The sequence below is a fragment of the Novosphingobium sp. BL-A-41-Hi4A-0G genome (assembly GCF_055521735.1).
The window spans coordinates 525,092-541,747 of record NZ_CM145501.1; the positions used below are offsets into that span (position 1 = coordinate 525,092).

Genomic DNA, 16,656 nt, shown 5'->3' on the forward strand with positions numbered 1-16,656 from the left:
GTGCTCCTTCACGACCAGATCGGCAGGTTGAGCCACCAGGTCCACCATTCGGGCCAGCCCTTGGTCCACAGGGGCCCGCTGATCACGATGCATACCGCGCTCCAGAAACCGGCGTTCATCGCCAGCAGCAGGCCGACGCGGTGAATGCCGAGCGTGCCGACCGAATAGCCGATGAGATCGCGGAAGAAGGTGTCTTCGTACTCGGGCGACTTCACTTCGCCGCCGGCTGGCGGGTTCACGGCCGAGAGGACCAGAGCGCCGTGCAGCGCCAGGGCCAGAGCCGTGGTGAAGAAGAACGAGACCGCGAGCATGTGTGCCGGATTGTAGTGGAAGTGCAGGTACTGGTATCCCGTGTTGGAAACCCAATCGAGGTGACTGAATATTCCGTAAGGGAAGCCGAAGTGCCATCCGCCCAGAAGGACGGGGCGGATCACCACCAGCGTGAAGTAGGCGAAGATCGCCATGCTGAACGCGGCAGGGACATGGTAGCCCATGCCAAGCTTGCGGCAGATCTCGACTTCACGAAGCGCCCAGCTGCTGAAGGAGACGAGCGCGCAGACCGTGATGATCTGCCAGAACCCGCCCTGGGCCAGCGGTGCCAGACCGAGGCCGTACTTGAGATCGGGCGGCTCGATCGAGATCAGCCACGGGTTCCACGTCGGCCCTTGCGAGGCCGCGTAGAAAATGAGGGCGGTGCCCAGTGACGCGAAGATCGCGGTCACCACACCGAAGAAACCGACGTAGAACGGACCCACCCAGAAATCGAACAGGTCGCCGCCGATCAACGTGCCACCGCGAACGCGGTATTTTCGTTCGAAACTAAGGAGTGCCATGGTTCTACCCCTCCCCGCCGCGGCGCGACGGGCTTGATTGTTCCCACCCCGCCTTTGCCGACGGGATCAGTTGTTGGCTCTTGCAGCCACCGGAGGCGGCGACGGGAGCGCCGCCGCCTCTCGCACAGGCTGTAATCAGGACGCCGGCGGCGCCGCTGCTGCTGCCTGTGCCATGCCCTGGGCCGAATTCGGGCCGTCGAGCCAGTTGAAGGTATCGGTGCTGAGCAGGATGAAGTGAATCACCAGTGCGAGCACGAAAAGGAACGCGAACAGTGCAACGAGTGCCCTGCGCGGATCGAAAATGAGCCAAATCCTCCACATGGTCTTAGTCCTTGTGCAAGTTAATCAGAGGTTCCACCCACCGGACGTCGGTTGGTGGAGAGGTGTGTCAGAGCCAGGGCTTCCACATCCAGACGAGGACGTGTGCGACCACTGCGACGGCGGTGAAGCCGACGAAGCTGCTCACGAACAGTTTGTGGAATTCCTTTGCTTCCTCAGGCGTGAGGTAGGTCCTCAGCCCGAAGCGATCGTCTTGATCACTCATTGCCCAATCTCCAGTCGTTGTTGGTGTGCGAGAGGCGGAAGACCTCTTTCGGTATCCACGCAGGGAGACCTGCGGGGATGGGGGAGCGCGGCGACCGGAGATCGGTTACCGAGCAATTGGTTGCGCCTGCCGAAGCGGCGGAAAGGTGAGGGCTGCGCGTCATGCGACCTGCGCCTCGAGCATCGCGTCAGCCAGCCTGTCGGCATTGACGCGGGATTCGCCGTGGGCGCGCGCGGCACGCTCTGCGGCATCGCGCAGGCGCTTGGCGGCGGAGATGCGCACCAGCACCGGCTGTGCCTCGACGATCTGGTCGAGCCGGGTCTTGGCGTCCTCGTCCCACGGCAGTTCGCGATGGTCGCGGGCGGGCGTGGCCTCGACCTGATCGAGCTGGGTCGATAGCGGGATGATGTTGAACAGCGCGTCGAACAGCGCGTTGCACACTTCCTGGACGAGGTAGGTCGCCCCGGAATAGCCCATGAACGGCGTGCCGATATGGCGGCGGATTGCAGCGCCGGGGAAGCTGGCCGGAATGTAGATCGACCGGCCGCCCTTTTCGGCGTTGTACATGCGCTCGTTGTAGCTGCCGAACAGAACCAGCGGCGGCGTTGCGTGGATTGCGGCGCGCACGTCCTCGTTCTTCGGCTTTACCCCGGCACAGCGCGAGAAGGCGAAGGTGCAGGGCAGACCCATGTCGTCTTCCAGAAACTTGCGGATGCCGCGTGCGTATGTCTCGTTCGCGACGATGCCGAAGCTGGCGGTGGCGAAGAAATCCTGCGTGACCGAGCGCCACAGATCCCACAGCGGCTTGATCGTGGTGTGCTTCTCGCGCTCGATGAATGGCTCGGGATCGAGCCCGAGCTGCGCGGCGAGGGCGCGGAGGAACTTCGTCGTGCTGTCGAGCCCGATGGGCGCCTGAAAATAGGGGCGCTCCATCAGTTCGCACAGATTGCGCCCGAATTCGCGGTACATGCAGACGTTGGCCTGCGCATCGGCAAGCTTGCGCACGTCGGCCAGGTGGCTGCCCAGCGGGAAGGCCATGTTGACCTCGGCACCGATGCCTTCGATCAGGCGGCGGATCTCGTGGAGGTCGCTCGCCATGTTGAACATGCCGTAGGAAGGCCCGAGGATGTTGACCTTGGGCTTCTCGCCGTCCTTGACGGGCTTGACCGCGGGCACTGTCTTCGGGCCGAATTCCGACCATAGCCAGCTCAGTGCGCGGTCGGCGCTCTGCCACTGGTCCTCGTCGATGGTGCGCGGCAGGAAGCGCTTGATATTGGTGCCCTGCGGCGTGACGCCGCCGCCGATCATCTCGGAGATCGATCCGGTGACGACAACGGCTGGAAGTTCAGGATCGAGCGTCTTCCACGCCCGCTTCATCGCGGCTTCGGTGCCGGTCTTGCCCAACTCCTCCTCGCCAAGGCCGGTGACGACGATGGGCAGTTCGTGCGGGGGAAGGCCGTCGGTATAGTGCAGGACGGAGGTGACCGGCAGGTTCTCGCAACCCACCGGTCCGTCGATGATCACCTGCAGACCCTTGATCGCGGTGAAGACATAGACCGCGCCCCAGTAGCCGCCGGCCCGATCGTGGTCGAGGACGAGGGTCATGAGCCCACCGCCTCTGCTGCCTTGCGGGCAGCTTCGTTAAGGGCGGCGTACTTCTTCTTGAACAGCGGACGGTCCTGCGGGGTTTCTTCCCACACGCCTGCGTTGGCGCCGGTGCCGACGCCTTCGAAGAACGCGCTCATCTTGTCGAACCGCGCCTTGTTGCCCATCGCCGCGTTGACAACCTGGGCAAGGCTGCCTGCGCCTGCGACGCCCATCAGCGGGCGGGCGGAGATCAGGTTGGTGAAGTAGAGCGCCGGGATGGCGCGCTGCTTGGCATGCTGGACCACCGGCGTGGTGCCGATGGCGAGATCGGGATGGAATTCCTCGACCGCAGCGATGTCCTGTTCAAGACTGGCGCGGAAATTCACGCGGACGCCGCGCGCTTCGAGCCATTCGCGATCGGGATCGGACCAGCGGGTGCGCGGGCAGGCGCTGCCGACATAGGGCACGTCCGCGCCGCTCTCGATCAGCAGGCGGGCGACCAGCAGTTCGGAGCCTTCATAGCCCGAGACGGTGATGCGTCCCTTGATCGGGTTGGCGGCAAGCGCGGCCCGGATCATCGGCACGAAGCGGTCCTTGGCGATGTCGACCTGTGCCCGGCTCACGTTGCAGGCAGCACCAATGGCATCGAGCCATGCGGCAGTGCCTTCCGCGCCGACCGGGGCCGAGCCGACGACCTTGCGCCCGGCATGCTCGAATTCACGGACGCTGGCGGTGTAGAACGGGTGAATTGCGGCGACCACGGCGCAATCGAGCGCGGCGTAGAGCTCACGCCACTCGCGGGTGGGGACCACCGGCCCTGCGGCAAGGCCCAATGGCTCGAGCATCATGCCGATGCCGACGGGGTCTGCCGGGAACATTTCGCCCAGCAGGGTGACGGTGGGCTTGTCAGAACGGACGGCAGGGGCGGCGACCGGGCCTTGGGCCACTTCCTCGCGCGCGTAGGCGAGCATGGCGCCTGCCAGAACGTCCTTTGCCTCGGCATGGGTCGGGATGCCGAAGCCCGGCACGTCGATGCCGATGATGCGCACGCCGTTGATCTGCTTCTTCAGCAACCTGAGCGGCACGCCGCTGGCAGTGGGCACGCACAGGTTGGTGACGACGATAGCGTCGTAGTTCGCCGGATCGGCCAGGCCTTCGACGGCTTCCTTGATATCCTCGAACAGCTTGCCGGTGACGAGCGTTTCCGAGTTGAACGGCACGTAGCCGACCGTGCGGCGCGCGCCGTAGAAGTGCGAGGTGAAGGTCAGGCCATAGACGCAGCAGGCCGAACCCGAGAGCACGGTGGCGGTGCGGCGCATCCGGAGCCCTACGCGCAGCGAGCCGAACGCGGGGCACATGCTCTGCGGCTGGTCATGCGGGCCGACCGGGTAGTCTGCTGCATAGCGTTCGAGCAGTTCGGAGCCTTGCGCCTTGTTGGTCGCCTCGCGCAGAGTTTCCGCGCCGGCGTGGCAGCCGCCGCCTTCGACCGGCGGATCAAGTTCGATCCGGTCGGGCTGGCGCGAGAAGTCGCCGATGTCAGGGGCAAGATTGCTCATGCGGCGCGCCCCATGCGGTCAGACTTCGTCATAGACGACCTCCAGCGAAGGCCGCGTTTCGAATGATCCGCCGCGCATGTCAGCCTGTGTCGCCGGGACAAGTTCTACGTTGCCGCCAGTGTCTTCGGGGGAGAAGAGGCCGAGCAGTCCATCCTGGTCGAGGGGCTTGGGCTGCCGCGGCGGGGCCGACGCAACATTGGCGGCAAGCTCTGCGAAGAGACTGCCCCATTGCCCGTCGGGCCTGCCGATAATCTGGTAATTCGCGGATTTGCGGCGGATGTCCTCGTCCGCCGGGATGGCGCAGAGGACCGGAATGTCGACCGCTTGCGCAAAGGCCTTGGCCTCGCCAGTGCCATCGTCCTTGTTGACGATCATGCCGGCCACGCCGACGTTGCCGCCCATCTTGCGGAAGTATTCCACCGCCTTGCAGACGTTGTTGGCGACATAGAGCGACTGCAAGTCGTTCGAGCCGACGACGATGACCTTCTGGCACATGTCGCGCGCGATCGGCAGGCCGAAGCCGCCGCAGACCACGTCGCCGAGGAAGTCGAGCAGGACGTAATCGAAGCCCCAATCATGGAAGCCGAGCTTTTCGAGCAGTTCGAAGCCGTGGATGATCCCGCGCCCGCCGCAGCCGCGGCCGACTTCGGGGCCGCCGAGTTCCATTGCGAACACGCCGTCGCGCTGGAAGCAGACATCCTCGATCCGCACTTCCTCTCCGGCAAGCTTCTTGGCCGAGGAGGTCTCGATGATCGTGGGGCAAGCCTTGCCAGCGAAGAGCAGGCTGGTGGTGTCGGACTTGGGATCACAGCCGATCAGCAGCACGCGCTTGCCCTGCTGGGCCATCATGTAGCTGAGGTTGGACAGCGCGAAGCTCTTGCCCGATCCGCCTTTGCCGTAGATCGCGATGATCTGCGTTTCCTTCTTCACCTCGCCGGTGTGGGGAGCGTCGGGCTCGATCGCGGCTTCATCGCGCAGGGCGGCGGCATGTGTATCCAGCATCGTCATGCGCAATCGCTCCAGTCGAGGACCATCTTGAGGCAGTCGGGATCGAGGAAGGCTTCCGGATAGGCATCCGGGGCTTCTTCGGCCGGGCGCTGGTGCGAGACCAGTCCGGTGAGATCGAGCGCGCCGCTGTCGATCAGGGCGCGGGTAGTGGCGAGGTCGTCAGGCCCCCATTCGGCGGCAACGCGGAACCGGGCCTCGGCGCGGAAGGCGGGGGCGAAGGCGAAGCTGGGGCGATTGGCGTAGAAGCCTGCCAGGACGATCTCGCCGCCACGGCGCAGGCGCGGCACGAGCAGGTCGAGGCAATCGGCATCGCCACTGGCGTCGTAGATGTTGGCGTAATCGCGGCGGTCATCGTCCTTGGGAGCAATGACGCTGTAGCCTTGCGCGCCGGTGCGGCGGGCGGGCTTGTTGTCCCAGACGACGGGCGGCGGCGCTCCTGCGGCAATGGTCATGCGCGCCATCAGGCGTCCGAGCGTTCCGTGCCCGACGATCAGATCGGGCGGTTCGCCACCGTTCATCGCGTGGAGCGCGGTGGCAGCAAGTGCGAACAGCACGCCGTCGCGGCCCAGCGACTCGGAAACCGGAAGCGCGCGAGCGGATGGCACGATGACCCGGCGAGCCGTGCCACCGAACAGGCCGCGCGCGTCGCGATAGCACGTTGCGCCGGGCACGAAGACCCAGTCTCCGATGCGTTCAGAGGCTTCGTCACCGGCATCGATGATCCGGCCGAGCGATTCATATCCCGGCACGAGCGGGTAGCCCATGCCCGGGAAGTTCGGCATCTCGCCGCTCCAGAGAAGCTTTTCGGTTCCGGCGCTTACGCCGCTCCACTGGACTTCTATGAGGACGTCGGAAGGGGCGAGGTGTCCTTGCGCGGGATCAGCTGCGGCGCTGCCGGAGGCCTGTCCTGGCGTCAGCGCAAGGCTGCGAAGCGCGATGCGCCTCGGTGCCTCCAGTATGACCGCCAGCGACTCCATGCCGGTCTTCCCCTCTCTCGGCTCTTGGCCGTGCCGCAGTGCCCGGATGGGACTGTCTGGCATGGTTCACCATACGCTAACGCCAAAGAGTGTCAAACAGATTGGACGGTCAAATCTGTCAATATGAACAGACAATGACGCTGGCGATGACCGGCATTGCAGTGCGACGCGATTGTGAACGGGTGAATCCTGCCTCGCGCGCCATGGCGGCGTACTCGCTCGCAGTGCGGGGCCGGCCCGAGTTCATCGCCCAGAGATACAAGCCGAAATAGGCATCGCCCATCGCTCTGGCGCCACGCACGCCAGCCATCGGTTCGGCGATCACCAGGCGTCCGCCGGGCGGTAGCGCCTCGCGCGCTGATCGCAGGATATGCATGCAGCGATCATCGTCGTGATCGTGGAGAATTCGTACGAGAGTCATGCAATCGTACCCTTCCGGGAAGGGTGTTGCGAAAAAATCGCCGGGATGGAGTGCGACTCGGGCGGGAAGCGATGCTGCGCCTGCCAGCACTGGCGGCAGATCGAAGATGCCGAGCTCGAGCGAAGGACAGGCCGGTGCCAGCGCCTTGATGAAGGCGCCATGGCCGCCGCCCAAATCGAGCAGTCGCCGGTGGCGGTCGAAAGGGTAGGCGGCCATCGTCTCGCGCGCGACCATCTCCTGAGAGGTGGCCATGAGGCGCGAATAGCGGGTTGCAGTTTCTCCTTCTGCCTCCGTGGCATAGTGCCAGAAGGTCGAGAGCGCGGTCGGTTCCGAGCGATCCTTGCGGAGCAGAGCCATGGGGTCGGCAAGGTCTGCGTAGAGCAAGCTGTGGTGACGCACCATGGCCAACGCCCCGGCATTGGACTGCAGCGCTGCGCCCTGTTGCCCGAGCATCCAGCACCCCGGCGCAACCTCTTCGGCCAGGTCCAGCGCCGCGGCCGCACGTGCGAGTCGCGTCGCAGCATCGCGGCTGAGGCCGGTCGATCGTGCGACTTCGTCGGCATCGCACGGGCCCATCGCCAGCAGGTCCAGCAGGCCCGTCTGGACCGCCCCCATCAGCACTTGCGAGTAGCAGAAGCCGGCCACCAGATCGAAGGCGCGGGCTGCTCGATGGCGGGAAACGGCAGCGAAAACAGGCAGGCGCGCTGCCCACTCCTGAAAGGTACGACTGCCAAGCACGCGGTTGCGCCACATCGTCCAGCGCCGCCGCCATTCGGGCGGACTGCTGGCGGGCACCGCTTCAGGAAGGGGCAATACGTCGAGCATATGTCCAATTTGTTGGACAATTATCATGTAAAGGTCAATTGTGTTCACAGACGGAGAACGTCTTCGGAAGAGGAGCATGCCTTGGCATCGCGAGTCGCGATCATCGGCGCAGGCATCGGTGGCCTCGCAGCGGCAGCGCTGCTGGCCGCGCGCGGGCTCGACGTCACCGTTGTCGAGAAGGCCTCGCACCCCGGCGGGAAGGCGCGGCAACTGATCGTCGACGGGGCTTCGGTCGATGCCGGGCCGACCGTGTTCACCTTGCGCGATGTGTTCGAGGACCTGTTCCGCGAATGCGGCGCGGAACTCACAGACTTCGTCGACATTCGCCAGGCCGACACGATTGCGAGCCACGCCTGGGCAGCAGGGGGCAAGCTCGACCTCTATGCCGACCCGCAGCGCAGTGAGGAGGCAATCGGCCAGTTTGCCGGAGCCGCAGCCGCCAAGGGCTACCGCACTTTCCGCGCCGAGGCCGCGCGCATTCACCGGATCATCGACCGGCCGATGATGCGCGGCAGCAAGGTTTCATGGCCGCTGCCGCTGATGTGGCGTATCGGGCTGTGGCGTATGGGCGACCTGCTTGCGATCCGCCCTTATGAATCGATGTGGAAGGTGCTGGGCGAACACTTCGCAGATCAGCGGCTGCGACAGCTCTTCGCCCGCTACTCCACCTATTGCGGCTCATCCCCGTTCGAGACACCGGCTACCTTGATGCTCGTCGCCCATGTCGAGGCACAGGGCGTGTGGCTGATCGACGGCGGGATGAGCGCACTGGCCGGAGCCCTGATGCGGCTGGCGCAGATGCATGGTGCAAGGTTCCGCTTCGGCACCGGCGCAGCGCTGATCGAGACCGCGCAGGGCCGCGCATCGGGCCTGATCCTGAGCACCGGCGAGAGGATTGCCGCCGACGCGGTCATCGCCAACGCCGATCCCTCCGCGCTGGCCGCCGGTCGCTTCGGACCTTTGGGCGCGATGGCGGTGAGCGCGCATGCCCCGCGCAAGCGCTCGCTCTCGGCCATGGTCTGGCTCGCCCATGCGCGCACGTCGGGTTTTCCGCTCAAGCGCCACAACGTGTTCTTCTCTCCCGATTATGCGCGGGAGTTTGCCGATATCCGCAGCGGCGCGCCGCCTGCCGATCCCAGCGTCTACGTCTGCGCGCAGGATCGCGAGGGCGGAGCGCAAGTGCAGCCCGGCACGCGCGAGCGGCTTCAGATCATCGTCAATGCCCCCGCCAACGGCGACAGCCACGACTATACCGAGAAGGAGAAGGCGCAATGCACTCTGGCCATGAGGCGCAGCCTGCAGCGGTGTGGACTGGAACTGGAGGAGGACTTCCCCCACACGCTTCTGACGCCGAACGCCTTCGAGAGCTTTTTGCCCTCGACCGGGGGAGCGATCTATGGTCGGGCCTCGCACGGCTGGGCGGCGTCCTTCCTCCGGCAGGGCACGCGGACCCGGATCCCTGGGCTCTATTGCGCGGGTGGAAGTACCCATCCGGGGGCCGGAGTCCCGATGGCCGCCTTGTCCGGGCGGCTGGCGATGGATGCAGTGCTGCAAGACCTCGCTTCGATGCGGCGATCCCACCCGGTGGCTACGGCTGGTGGTATGTCGATGCGATCAGCGAGTGCGGACGCCATGGGCTGACGATCATCGCTTTCATCGGCAGCGTGTTCTCGCCCTACTACAAGAAGAGCGGTCGGCCCGACCCGCTCAACCATTGCGCGCTCAATGTCGCGCTATACGGCCCCGGCGCGCGCTGGACGATGACCGAGCGTGGGCGCGGCCACGTGGCGCGCGATGCCGACAATCTCCAGTTCGGCCCGAGCGCGGTGCGCTGGACCGGTGATGCGCTGGAAATCGACATCGAGGAGCAGGACAAGCGCGTCGGCGTGCCGTGGCAGCGGCGTGTGGCGGGCAAGGTCCGCGTCTATCCCGAAGCGATGAACGACCGCGCTTTCGCTCTCGACCCCGAGGGCCGCCACCGCTGGCACTGCCTCGCCCCGCGCGCGAAAATCGAGGTGGTGATGGAAAAGCCCGGCCTCAAATGGAAGGGCAGCGCTTACCTTGATTCCAACTTCGGGTCGGAATCGCTCGAGGAAGGGTTCCGCGTCTGGCACTGGTCCCGCGCGCACGGGCGGCGGGATTCGACCGTGTGCTATGAAGGCATCCGGCGCAATGGGCAGGCCTTTGCCAGCGCCTTGCGCTTCGGAGCCGATGGCGTGCCGTACGAGGAGGAAGTTCTGCCGCCCGTCGCGCCGCTGCCCAACACGTTGTGGCAGATGGAGCGAAAGACCCGCGCCGACCGAGGTCATGCCAGCGTGATCCGCACCTGGGAGGACGCCCCGTTCTACGCGCGCTCGACGCTGGCCTCGCGTCTGTTCGGCGAGCCGGTGGTGGCGGTGCAGGAAAGCCTCGACCTCGACCGCTTTGCCTCACCGATCGTGCAGTTCATGTTGCCCTACCGGATACCGCGGCAGCCGTAACGGTAACCATCCTGGTTTCTTGAGCCTGTCGGCATCAAGGCTTGAACGGTGGTGCCGGCATGACTTCAATGCCTTCTCCACGCAGTTGTTCAATCGCCAGGCGTTCACGTTCGAGCGCGCGCATGACGGAAGGTCGCGCTTCGACCGCACGCGCATGATTGGCGAATCTGGGATAGGCCTCGACCGGAAAACCTCCCCCCAGCACGCGACACCAGACCCAGTAAAGATAGCCATCCATCACCGACCAGTCCTGACCATACCAGAACGGGCGGTCATCCAGTCGTTCCTCGACGATCTGGAACTGCCTGCGCATCATCGTGACGGCCGCGTCATGGACCTGCCTTTGCGCATCTTGAGTTTCAGCGAAGAAGCGCGGAATGCAGATGCGGGTGACGACGGGGTGCAATGTCGATGCGCAAAAGCAAAGGTCAGCGATCTGATTGAATCTTTCGAGTTCGTCGACAGTTGCTGGCAAAAGAGCGGCTTCGGGGTGGTTTGCGTTCAGGTAACTCAAGATAGCTACATTCTCGGTCAGCACGCGCCCATCGATCACTAGCGCCGGGACCTTGCCTTTCGGATTGACGGCCAGATAATCGGACTGTTTGTGCTCTCCCCTTGCCATCCGCAAGAGGCAGATATCGAAGTCAAGGCCAGCTTCCTCAAGCGCTATAGCCGTAACCCGGGCGCAACTCCCCGGTGAATAGAAAAGTTGAACAGTCATCGCCTTGCCCTCTGCGTTATCATCACTCTGGGTGAAGATTCGCCGAAAACCAAGATAGAAGATGCGACCTTGCTTTACGGCCGTGGAACAGCCGGAGGTCCGGTGCGGATCGTCGAGTAATCGGCTTCGGCCTGCTGCATCTTGGCCGTGCCGCTGGACACGAGGGTTTCGCCGCGCATGCGGTCGGACTGCGCCGTTGCGATCTTGCTCTGGGCCTTTTCCATTGCGGCCTGCGCGTCCCTCATGTCCTTTTCGCCATCGGCAAGCCGGTCGGTGCTGCGCTTGACGAGCTTCTGGCCGTCACTTTGATCGCGCTGGCCCTCGGTCCATGCCTTGCCGCGATCGGAAATGGCACTGCCGCGGTCGGAAATGCGCTGGCCTGCGCTCTTGCTCGGTGATCCGCTGGTGGAGCAACCTGCGAGGGCGAAGGCAGCGACGAGCGGGAGCGAGAGCTTGGCGGTGGTTGAGATCGGCATGACGTTACCTTCCGGGATGTTACGCATTCGCCAAGGTGACGAAGCGACCAAGATCCCGGAGCAGGCGCTATTTGCCAGAAACTTCAAAAAGATGGATTTGCTTTCACCCTAGATGGGGTGTGATCCCGGCGATGCAAGGACGGATGGGTCAAGCCCCGTCGCCGTCCTGCCGCTTCCTTGCCTCGGCTGCTTCCTTGTCCTTGGCGATCTCGCGATTGATCGAGCGCAGTTGCCACAGACCGAAGCCCAGCGCGATGGCGGCGAAGACGACGATCTCGATCCACCCGAAGTTTTCTCCCACAGCGTTCATGCCGGCGCTCCTGTCTTCTGTTCGACAAACATGCGGATGATGTCCGCCGCGCGGGCGGGTTGTTCTTCGTGGGCAAGGTGGCCGAGGCCGGGCAGGACGTCCAGACGGCAATCGGGGATCAACTTGCCCGCGCGCTCCACCGAGTCTAGCGGAACGGCGCTGTCGGCGCTCGAATGGACCAGCAGAACCGGGCTGGCGATTTTCGGCAGGAGCCGACTCAGCGCCTCGAGATCCCAGCTTGCCATCATTTCCATCGCACCGCTGCAATGGCGGTGGTTGCTCATCAGCGCCTCGTAGGCGGCGATACCCTTGGCGTCGATCGTGGAGCCGGTGGCGCGGCGCAGGAAGCGGCCGGTCTCGCCGGGAATGCGCGCGATGCCGGCAAGCATCCGGGGCACAAAGGGGTTCACGAACAGTGCCTTGGCAAGCGAAGGGAACAGCTTTGCGGCAAGGCCGGGGAAGGGCATCAGCGCCGGATTGAAGCCGACGACCGGCGTCGCCTCGCCGCGCGCATGGACCAGTTGCAGCGCGATGGCGGCACCCGCGCTGTGTCCGCCAACCAGCATCGGCCGCATATCCAGCGTTTCCAGCAGTTCGTTGAGGGCAGTGGACATGCCGGGCAGGGTCAGGCCCTGCCTTGGCCGCCCTTGTGTGTAGCCGTGGCCCGGCAGGTCCGGGGCGATGACGGTGAAATGCTGTGCCAGCAGCGGCAGGACGTCCCGCCAGCTGTGCGTGGCGGCGCCCGTGCCGTGGAGCAGAAGCACGGCGGGGCCTTTACCTGAGATCTGGACATGCCAGCGAATGCCGGTGGTTTCGATGAAGCGGCTGGCCGCGCGGTTGGGCCAGTCCTTGCCCTCGATCTCCCAGCGCGGCCCGCTCATGCGCGCTTCTTCTCGGGTTGTGCAGCGAGCGTGACGGCGGTCTTCAGCGCCTTGGCATCGGCGAAGGGGAGCGGGATATAGCGGGCCCGCATCGCTTCGGAGATGCGGGCTGCTTCAGGGCGGGGGCGGGGGGAGATGTCGATCACCACCGCATCCAGCCCTGCGCTGGCAATGCCGCGCGCGGCGGTCAGGGCATCGGCATTGGCCTGCGGGCGTCCGGGCGAGCCATCGGCGGCGATGTTGGCGCTGCCATCGGTCAGGAACACCAGCATCGGCGTGCGCCCGCGCGAGGCGATGGCATCGGCAAGTTGGCGCGCGAGCGTTATGCCGCTGGCGAGCGGGGTGCCGCCGCCGCCCGGCAGTTCGGCCAGCGCCCGCTTGGCACGGGTGAGCGAGCGGGTGGGGGGCAGGAGAAGTTCGGCCTGTTTGCCGCGAAAGGCGATCAGGGCAACCTCGGCGCGTTTCACGTAAGCCTGCGCGAGGATCAGTTCGACCGCGCCCTTGGCCTCGGCAAGGCGCGACATCGCGGCAGAGCCCGAGGCATCGACGCAGAACAGCGTGACGGCAGTGGCGCGCTCCTCGAAGCGGCGAACGCGCAAGTCGTCGCGGCGGAAACGGATGGGGCCTGCGCCTTCGGGAGCCGGATCGCGGCGGCGCAGAGGTTGCCAAGGGATCGCCGCGCGCAAGGTATCGACCAGCGCCATGCGCACCCCGCCGCCGGGCATGCCGGGACGCGCGCCGAGGGGCTTGCCGCGCATGGCAGAGCCGGTCTTGCGGCCTTGTCCGCCCCCGCGTGCAGAGCGCTGGGCACGGCCCTTTGCGATCAGATCGAGCACGTCGGGCGGGATCATCGCGCGGGCGGCTTCGATCAGCAGGTCTTCGGGAATCTCGGGCGGCGTGTCGTCTTCATCGCTGTCGTTCTGCTCGCGCTCGTTCTCCGGGCGTTCGGGTTCGGGGGGCGGAGGCGGTGTTTGCTCAGGGTCCGGCGGCAGTTGCGTGGCGCGCGGGGCTAGGACCAGGCGAGTTGCGGCTTCGAGGTCGAGCATCTCGGCACTCTCGCGCCCTGCCAGCGCGGCATGGGCGCGGGCGGCGCTGGCGGCGTGGAGCAGCGGGCGCAGTGATGCGACACCCAGTGCCGTTGCCGTTGCGGCGAGAGCGGACATGGCCTCGCTCTCCAACATGGCGGTTGCGGAAGTGGCGGGTTCCGGCAAGGCCATCGCAAGATCGGCGGGGCGCACGGCACCAAGGCTCAGGTCGAAGGCGACGCGCTCCATCAGGGCATGCGGCGGGCGGTCATCGCCGTCGGCGCCGTCATCGAGCAGGATCAGCCGGAACGTGCCGTCGTTGTCCATCGCCTGTGCCACACGCCCGGCCACGTCGATGCGCAGGCGCTCGGCCATGGGGATGACGAGGACGCCGCCCGCAACTTCGGCGAGGAGTCCGCGCTGGAGGACAAGCATTCCGGTGGCAAGACTGGCAGCAATGTCGGTGCCGCCCGAGAGGCGGTCATCGTCGATATGGCCGGGCAGGCGGCGGAACGCAGTGCCGGGCGGGAGCAGGCCGCGCAGGGCTTCGAGCACCATGTCGCGCGCAGGCCCGCCGCCGCGCAGGACCATGCCGCCGAGCTTCGCGTCGCAGGCCAGCAGGCGCGCTGCCAGCAGCGCATCTGCGAGCGGGTTGCTCATTTGAAGTGTTCGGCGATCGCGCGTTCGATGCGGGCGGTCGATCCGCTTTCGTCCAGCACGTCGCGGCGCAGGCGGTGGCGCAGGGCGAGGGGGGCTATGTGCAGCAGGTGATCGCGCTTGACCGCCTTGGCACCCTTGAGCGCGGCATAGGCGCGGGCGGCGCGCATCAGGGTGAGTTCGCCGCGCAGACCATCGACACCGACCGCGCTGCACAGGCGCGCGGCATCGTGCAGCACTTCGTCAGGAACTTCGATCTTGGCGAGTTTTTTCTGGCCACGCGCGATCTGGTGGAGGACCTTGTCGTCCTCCTCGGCCCAGCTCTGCGAGAATGCCTCGCTATCAGCGTCGTGCGCGGCGCAGCGGCGCATGATCTCTACCCGGCTCTCGATCTCGCGCGGGGTGCGCACTTCGACCGAGAGGCCGAAGCGGTCGAGCAATTGCGGGCGCAGTTCGCCCTCTTCGGGATTGCCGCTGCCGATCAGCACGAAGCGCGCCTTGTGGCGCACCGAAAGCCCCTCGCGCTCCACGACATTCTCGCCCGAGGCGGCGACATCGAGCAGCAGGTCGACCAGATGATCCTCGAGCAGGTTGATCTCGTCGATATAGAGAAAACCGCGATGGGCGCGGGCGAGAAGGCCCGGTTCGAACACCTTTTCGCCGGTGCGCAGCGCGCGTTCGAGATCGAGCGATCCAAGCACGCGATCCTCTGTCGCGCCCAATGGCAGGTCGACGAAGGGGACGGCTCGCTTGGAGGCCTTCTTCCCCTCGCATGGGCCAGGGCAGGCATGGGGTTCATCGGGCGAGCAGCCAAAACGGCAACCGTCCATCACCATGATCGGCGGGAGCAGGCTGGCCAGCGCGCGGGCAGCAGTGGACTTGCCGGTGCCACGGTCGCCAAAGACCATCACCCCGCCAATCGAGGGATCGACCGCTGCGATCAGGAGCGCGAGCTTCATCTCGTCCTGACCGACGATCGCAGAGAAGGGGAAGCGCGCCATCTGTCCAGTACCTTGGACATTAACAGGCGTCAGGACAAGCGGAATTATTTCTGTTTTGACGTCTTGATCAGGCGGTCCTTGAGTACGTGCATGGTCCACCACACGCCCAGCACCAGCGGCACGACCAGCAGGCCGACGACGAACTCGTCGGAAACGCCCAGCACATCGTCCGGCACGGCATAGAGCGCATACTTGAGCAGGCCGAGCACATAGTAGCTGAGCGCGACGGCCGAGAGACCTTCGACCAGTTGCTGCAGCCGCGCCTGCATCGAGATCGACTGTTCCATCGAACGCAGCAGCTCGGCGTTCTGGTTCTCGATCCGCGTATCGATCCGCGCCCGCAGCAGCGAAGCCAGCTGCTCGGTGCGGTGGGCGATGCGCTCGATCCGCTCATTGGTGGCAAGGCAGGTGTTCATGGCCGGGCGGAAGCGACGCTGCGTGAAATCGACCAGCGAGGCAAAACCCTCCACCGGCTTGACGTCGAGCTGTTCGAGTCGCTCTTCGACGATCTGGCCATAGGCGCGGGTGGCATCCATCCGGAACGAGATCGCCGTCGAAACCGAAGCAAGATCGAGTGCGAGGCCGGACAGTTCCTCCAGCAGGCTGTCGTCGCGCGCGTCGCTGTCGGCAATGCGGTTGGACAGGTCGCGCAGGCGCTCCTCGGCGGCATCGAGCTTGGGCCAGCATTCGCGCGCCACCGGCAGGCCAAGCAGCGCCTTGTTGCGGTAGTTGCCCAGCTCCTGCATCCGCTGCAGCTGGCGGGTCAGGTCGCGCCGGTCCGCGCCGTTGGCCGCGACGAACAGGCGCCCGAATCCGTCGTCCATGATGCGGAAGTCCGACCAGATGCGGATGCCGCCGCCCACGGTGCTCGAAACAAGCTCGTCGCGGTTGAGCGAATGCTGGTCGAGCACGCGCTGCAAGTCGGCGTCGTTCTCGCCAAGCCAGATGCGGGTGCTGCGGATGACCTGTCCCGGAAGCGTCTGCGCCCAGGCAATCGCCTGACTGATGTGTCCGTCACTGGCGGGATCGAGAAACCCGGCCTCGTCACATGGGGACGAATAGAGAGTAAGACTGCTGCCCTCGCTCTGGCGCTCCCATGTGAAGGTCACGCGATCGTTGACGCGGCCTTCGCGGTGCGAGGGATTGCCGACCAGATCCGCGCCGCCTGCCTGCAACTCGATCGCGTGGAGTTCGTCGGCGCGCTCGGCATCGTCGACGGCAAGGACCCATTGCACGATATGGCAAGGGACCGGCAGCAGCGGCCAGCGCCGCAGATGCATCTCGCCGACAGCCCTGCGTCTGAGTTCATGGTCGCGCATGAGGGTAATCTTTCCCTGGGCGCGGCTGGCTGGAT

Annotated in this window: 17 protein-coding genes; 2 read left to right on the forward strand and 15 right to left on the reverse strand. The window is 65.6% G+C overall.

Annotated elements, in window-relative coordinates; genetic code table 11:
* Positions 1-8 precede the first annotated feature (8 nt).
* From pufL to ACZ1JX_RS02775, 8 genes are all read right to left on the reverse strand, one after another.
* Positions 9-833, reverse strand: coding sequence for a photosynthetic reaction center subunit L (gene pufL / locus ACZ1JX_RS02740; RefSeq protein ID WP_144901812.1), 825 nt, complete (start codon positions 831-833; stop codon positions 9-11).
* A gap of 135 nt (positions 834-968) precedes the next feature.
* Positions 969-1,154 carry a light-harvesting antenna LH1, alpha subunit gene (gene pufA / locus ACZ1JX_RS02745; RefSeq protein ID WP_144901811.1) on the reverse strand — a complete coding sequence of 62 codons (186 nt, stop codon included), beginning with the start codon at positions 1,152-1,154 and terminating at the stop codon, positions 969-971.
* 67 nt (positions 1,155-1,221) lie between these two features.
* Positions 1,222-1,377 carry a light-harvesting antenna LH1, beta subunit gene (pufB, locus tag ACZ1JX_RS02750; protein WP_144901809.1) on the reverse strand — a complete coding sequence of 52 codons (156 nt, stop codon included), beginning with the start codon at positions 1,375-1,377 and terminating at the stop codon, positions 1,222-1,224.
* Between the two features lie 159 nt (positions 1,378-1,536).
* Positions 1,537-2,982 carry a chlorophyllide a reductase subunit Z gene (gene bchZ, locus ACZ1JX_RS02755; RefSeq protein WP_465125272.1) on the reverse strand — a complete coding sequence of 482 codons (1,446 nt, stop codon included), beginning with the start codon at positions 2,980-2,982 and terminating at the stop codon, positions 1,537-1,539.
* Complete coding sequence (gene bchY / locus ACZ1JX_RS02760; RefSeq protein WP_465125273.1) at positions 2,979-4,520, reverse strand: chlorophyllide a reductase subunit Y; 1,542 nt, start codon at positions 4,518-4,520, stop codon at positions 2,979-2,981. Before bchY ends, bchZ begins: the two co-directional genes overlap by 4 nt.
* 18 nt (positions 4,521-4,538) lie before the next feature.
* A complete protein-coding gene (locus tag ACZ1JX_RS02765) occupies positions 4,539-5,528 on the reverse strand; it encodes a chlorophyllide a reductase iron protein subunit X (protein WP_465125274.1) in 990 nt (329 codons plus the stop codon).
* Complete coding sequence (gene bchC, locus ACZ1JX_RS02770) at positions 5,525-6,505, reverse strand: chlorophyll synthesis pathway protein BchC (protein ID WP_465125275.1); 981 nt, start codon at positions 6,503-6,505, stop codon at positions 5,525-5,527. The genes ACZ1JX_RS02765 and bchC overlap by 4 nt, the downstream gene beginning before the upstream one ends.
* 118 nt (positions 6,506-6,623) lie before the next feature.
* Positions 6,624-7,751: a methyltransferase gene (locus ACZ1JX_RS02775; protein WP_465125276.1), complete on the reverse strand. Its 1,128-nt coding sequence runs from the start codon at positions 7,749-7,751 to the stop codon at positions 6,624-6,626.
* 81 nt (positions 7,752-7,832) lie between these two features.
* Here ACZ1JX_RS02775 and crtD point away from each other — a divergent pair, with 81 nt between their 5' ends.
* The gene (crtD, locus tag ACZ1JX_RS02780) at positions 7,833-9,392 is read left to right on the forward strand and encodes a 1-hydroxycarotenoid 3,4-desaturase CrtD (protein ID WP_465125277.1); all 1,560 of its coding nucleotides are present in this window, start codon (positions 7,833-7,835) and stop codon (positions 9,390-9,392) included.
* Between the two features lie 23 nt (positions 9,393-9,415).
* On the forward strand, positions 9,416-10,231 hold the full coding sequence (locus tag ACZ1JX_RS02785) for a hydroxyneurosporene dehydrogenase (protein ID WP_465125278.1): 816 nt from the start codon (positions 9,416-9,418) through the stop codon (positions 10,229-10,231).
* 34 nt (positions 10,232-10,265) lie between these two features.
* On the opposite strand, the gene ACZ1JX_RS02790 is transcribed toward ACZ1JX_RS02785, so the two are convergent.
* The 7 genes from ACZ1JX_RS02790 to ACZ1JX_RS02820 all read right to left on the reverse strand — a co-directional run bounded on the left by ACZ1JX_RS02790 (position 10,266) and on the right by ACZ1JX_RS02820 (position 16,621).
* A complete protein-coding gene (locus tag ACZ1JX_RS02790; RefSeq protein ID WP_465125279.1) occupies positions 10,266-10,952 on the reverse strand; it encodes a glutathione S-transferase family protein in 687 nt (228 codons plus the stop codon).
* A gap of 74 nt (positions 10,953-11,026) precedes the next feature.
* Positions 11,027-11,428, reverse strand: coding sequence for a hypothetical protein (locus tag ACZ1JX_RS02795; protein ID WP_465125280.1), 402 nt, complete (start codon positions 11,426-11,428; stop codon positions 11,027-11,029).
* 148 nt (positions 11,429-11,576) lie between these two features.
* Complete coding sequence (locus ACZ1JX_RS02800; RefSeq protein WP_465125281.1) at positions 11,577-11,738, reverse strand: hypothetical protein; 162 nt, start codon at positions 11,736-11,738, stop codon at positions 11,577-11,579.
* The gene (gene bchO / locus ACZ1JX_RS02805; RefSeq protein WP_465125282.1) at positions 11,735-12,619 is read right to left on the reverse strand and encodes an alpha/beta fold hydrolase BchO; all 885 of its coding nucleotides are present in this window, start codon (positions 12,617-12,619) and stop codon (positions 11,735-11,737) included. Before bchO ends, ACZ1JX_RS02800 begins: the two co-directional genes overlap by 4 nt.
* Entirely contained in the window at positions 12,616-14,304 is a 1,689-nt protein-coding gene (locus ACZ1JX_RS02810) for a magnesium chelatase subunit D (protein WP_465125283.1), read from the reverse strand. Before ACZ1JX_RS02810 ends, bchO begins: the two co-directional genes overlap by 4 nt.
* Positions 14,301-15,302: a magnesium chelatase ATPase subunit I gene (bchI, locus tag ACZ1JX_RS02815; RefSeq protein WP_465125284.1), complete on the reverse strand. Its 1,002-nt coding sequence runs from the start codon at positions 15,300-15,302 to the stop codon at positions 14,301-14,303. The genes ACZ1JX_RS02810 and bchI overlap by 4 nt, the downstream gene beginning before the upstream one ends.
* A gap of 44 nt (positions 15,303-15,346) precedes the next feature.
* Positions 15,347-16,621 (reverse strand): DUF3422 domain-containing protein, encoded by a 1,275-nt coding sequence (locus tag ACZ1JX_RS02820; RefSeq protein WP_465125285.1) that lies wholly within the window; start codon positions 16,619-16,621, stop codon positions 15,347-15,349.
* Positions 16,622-16,656: the final 35 nt, after the last annotated feature.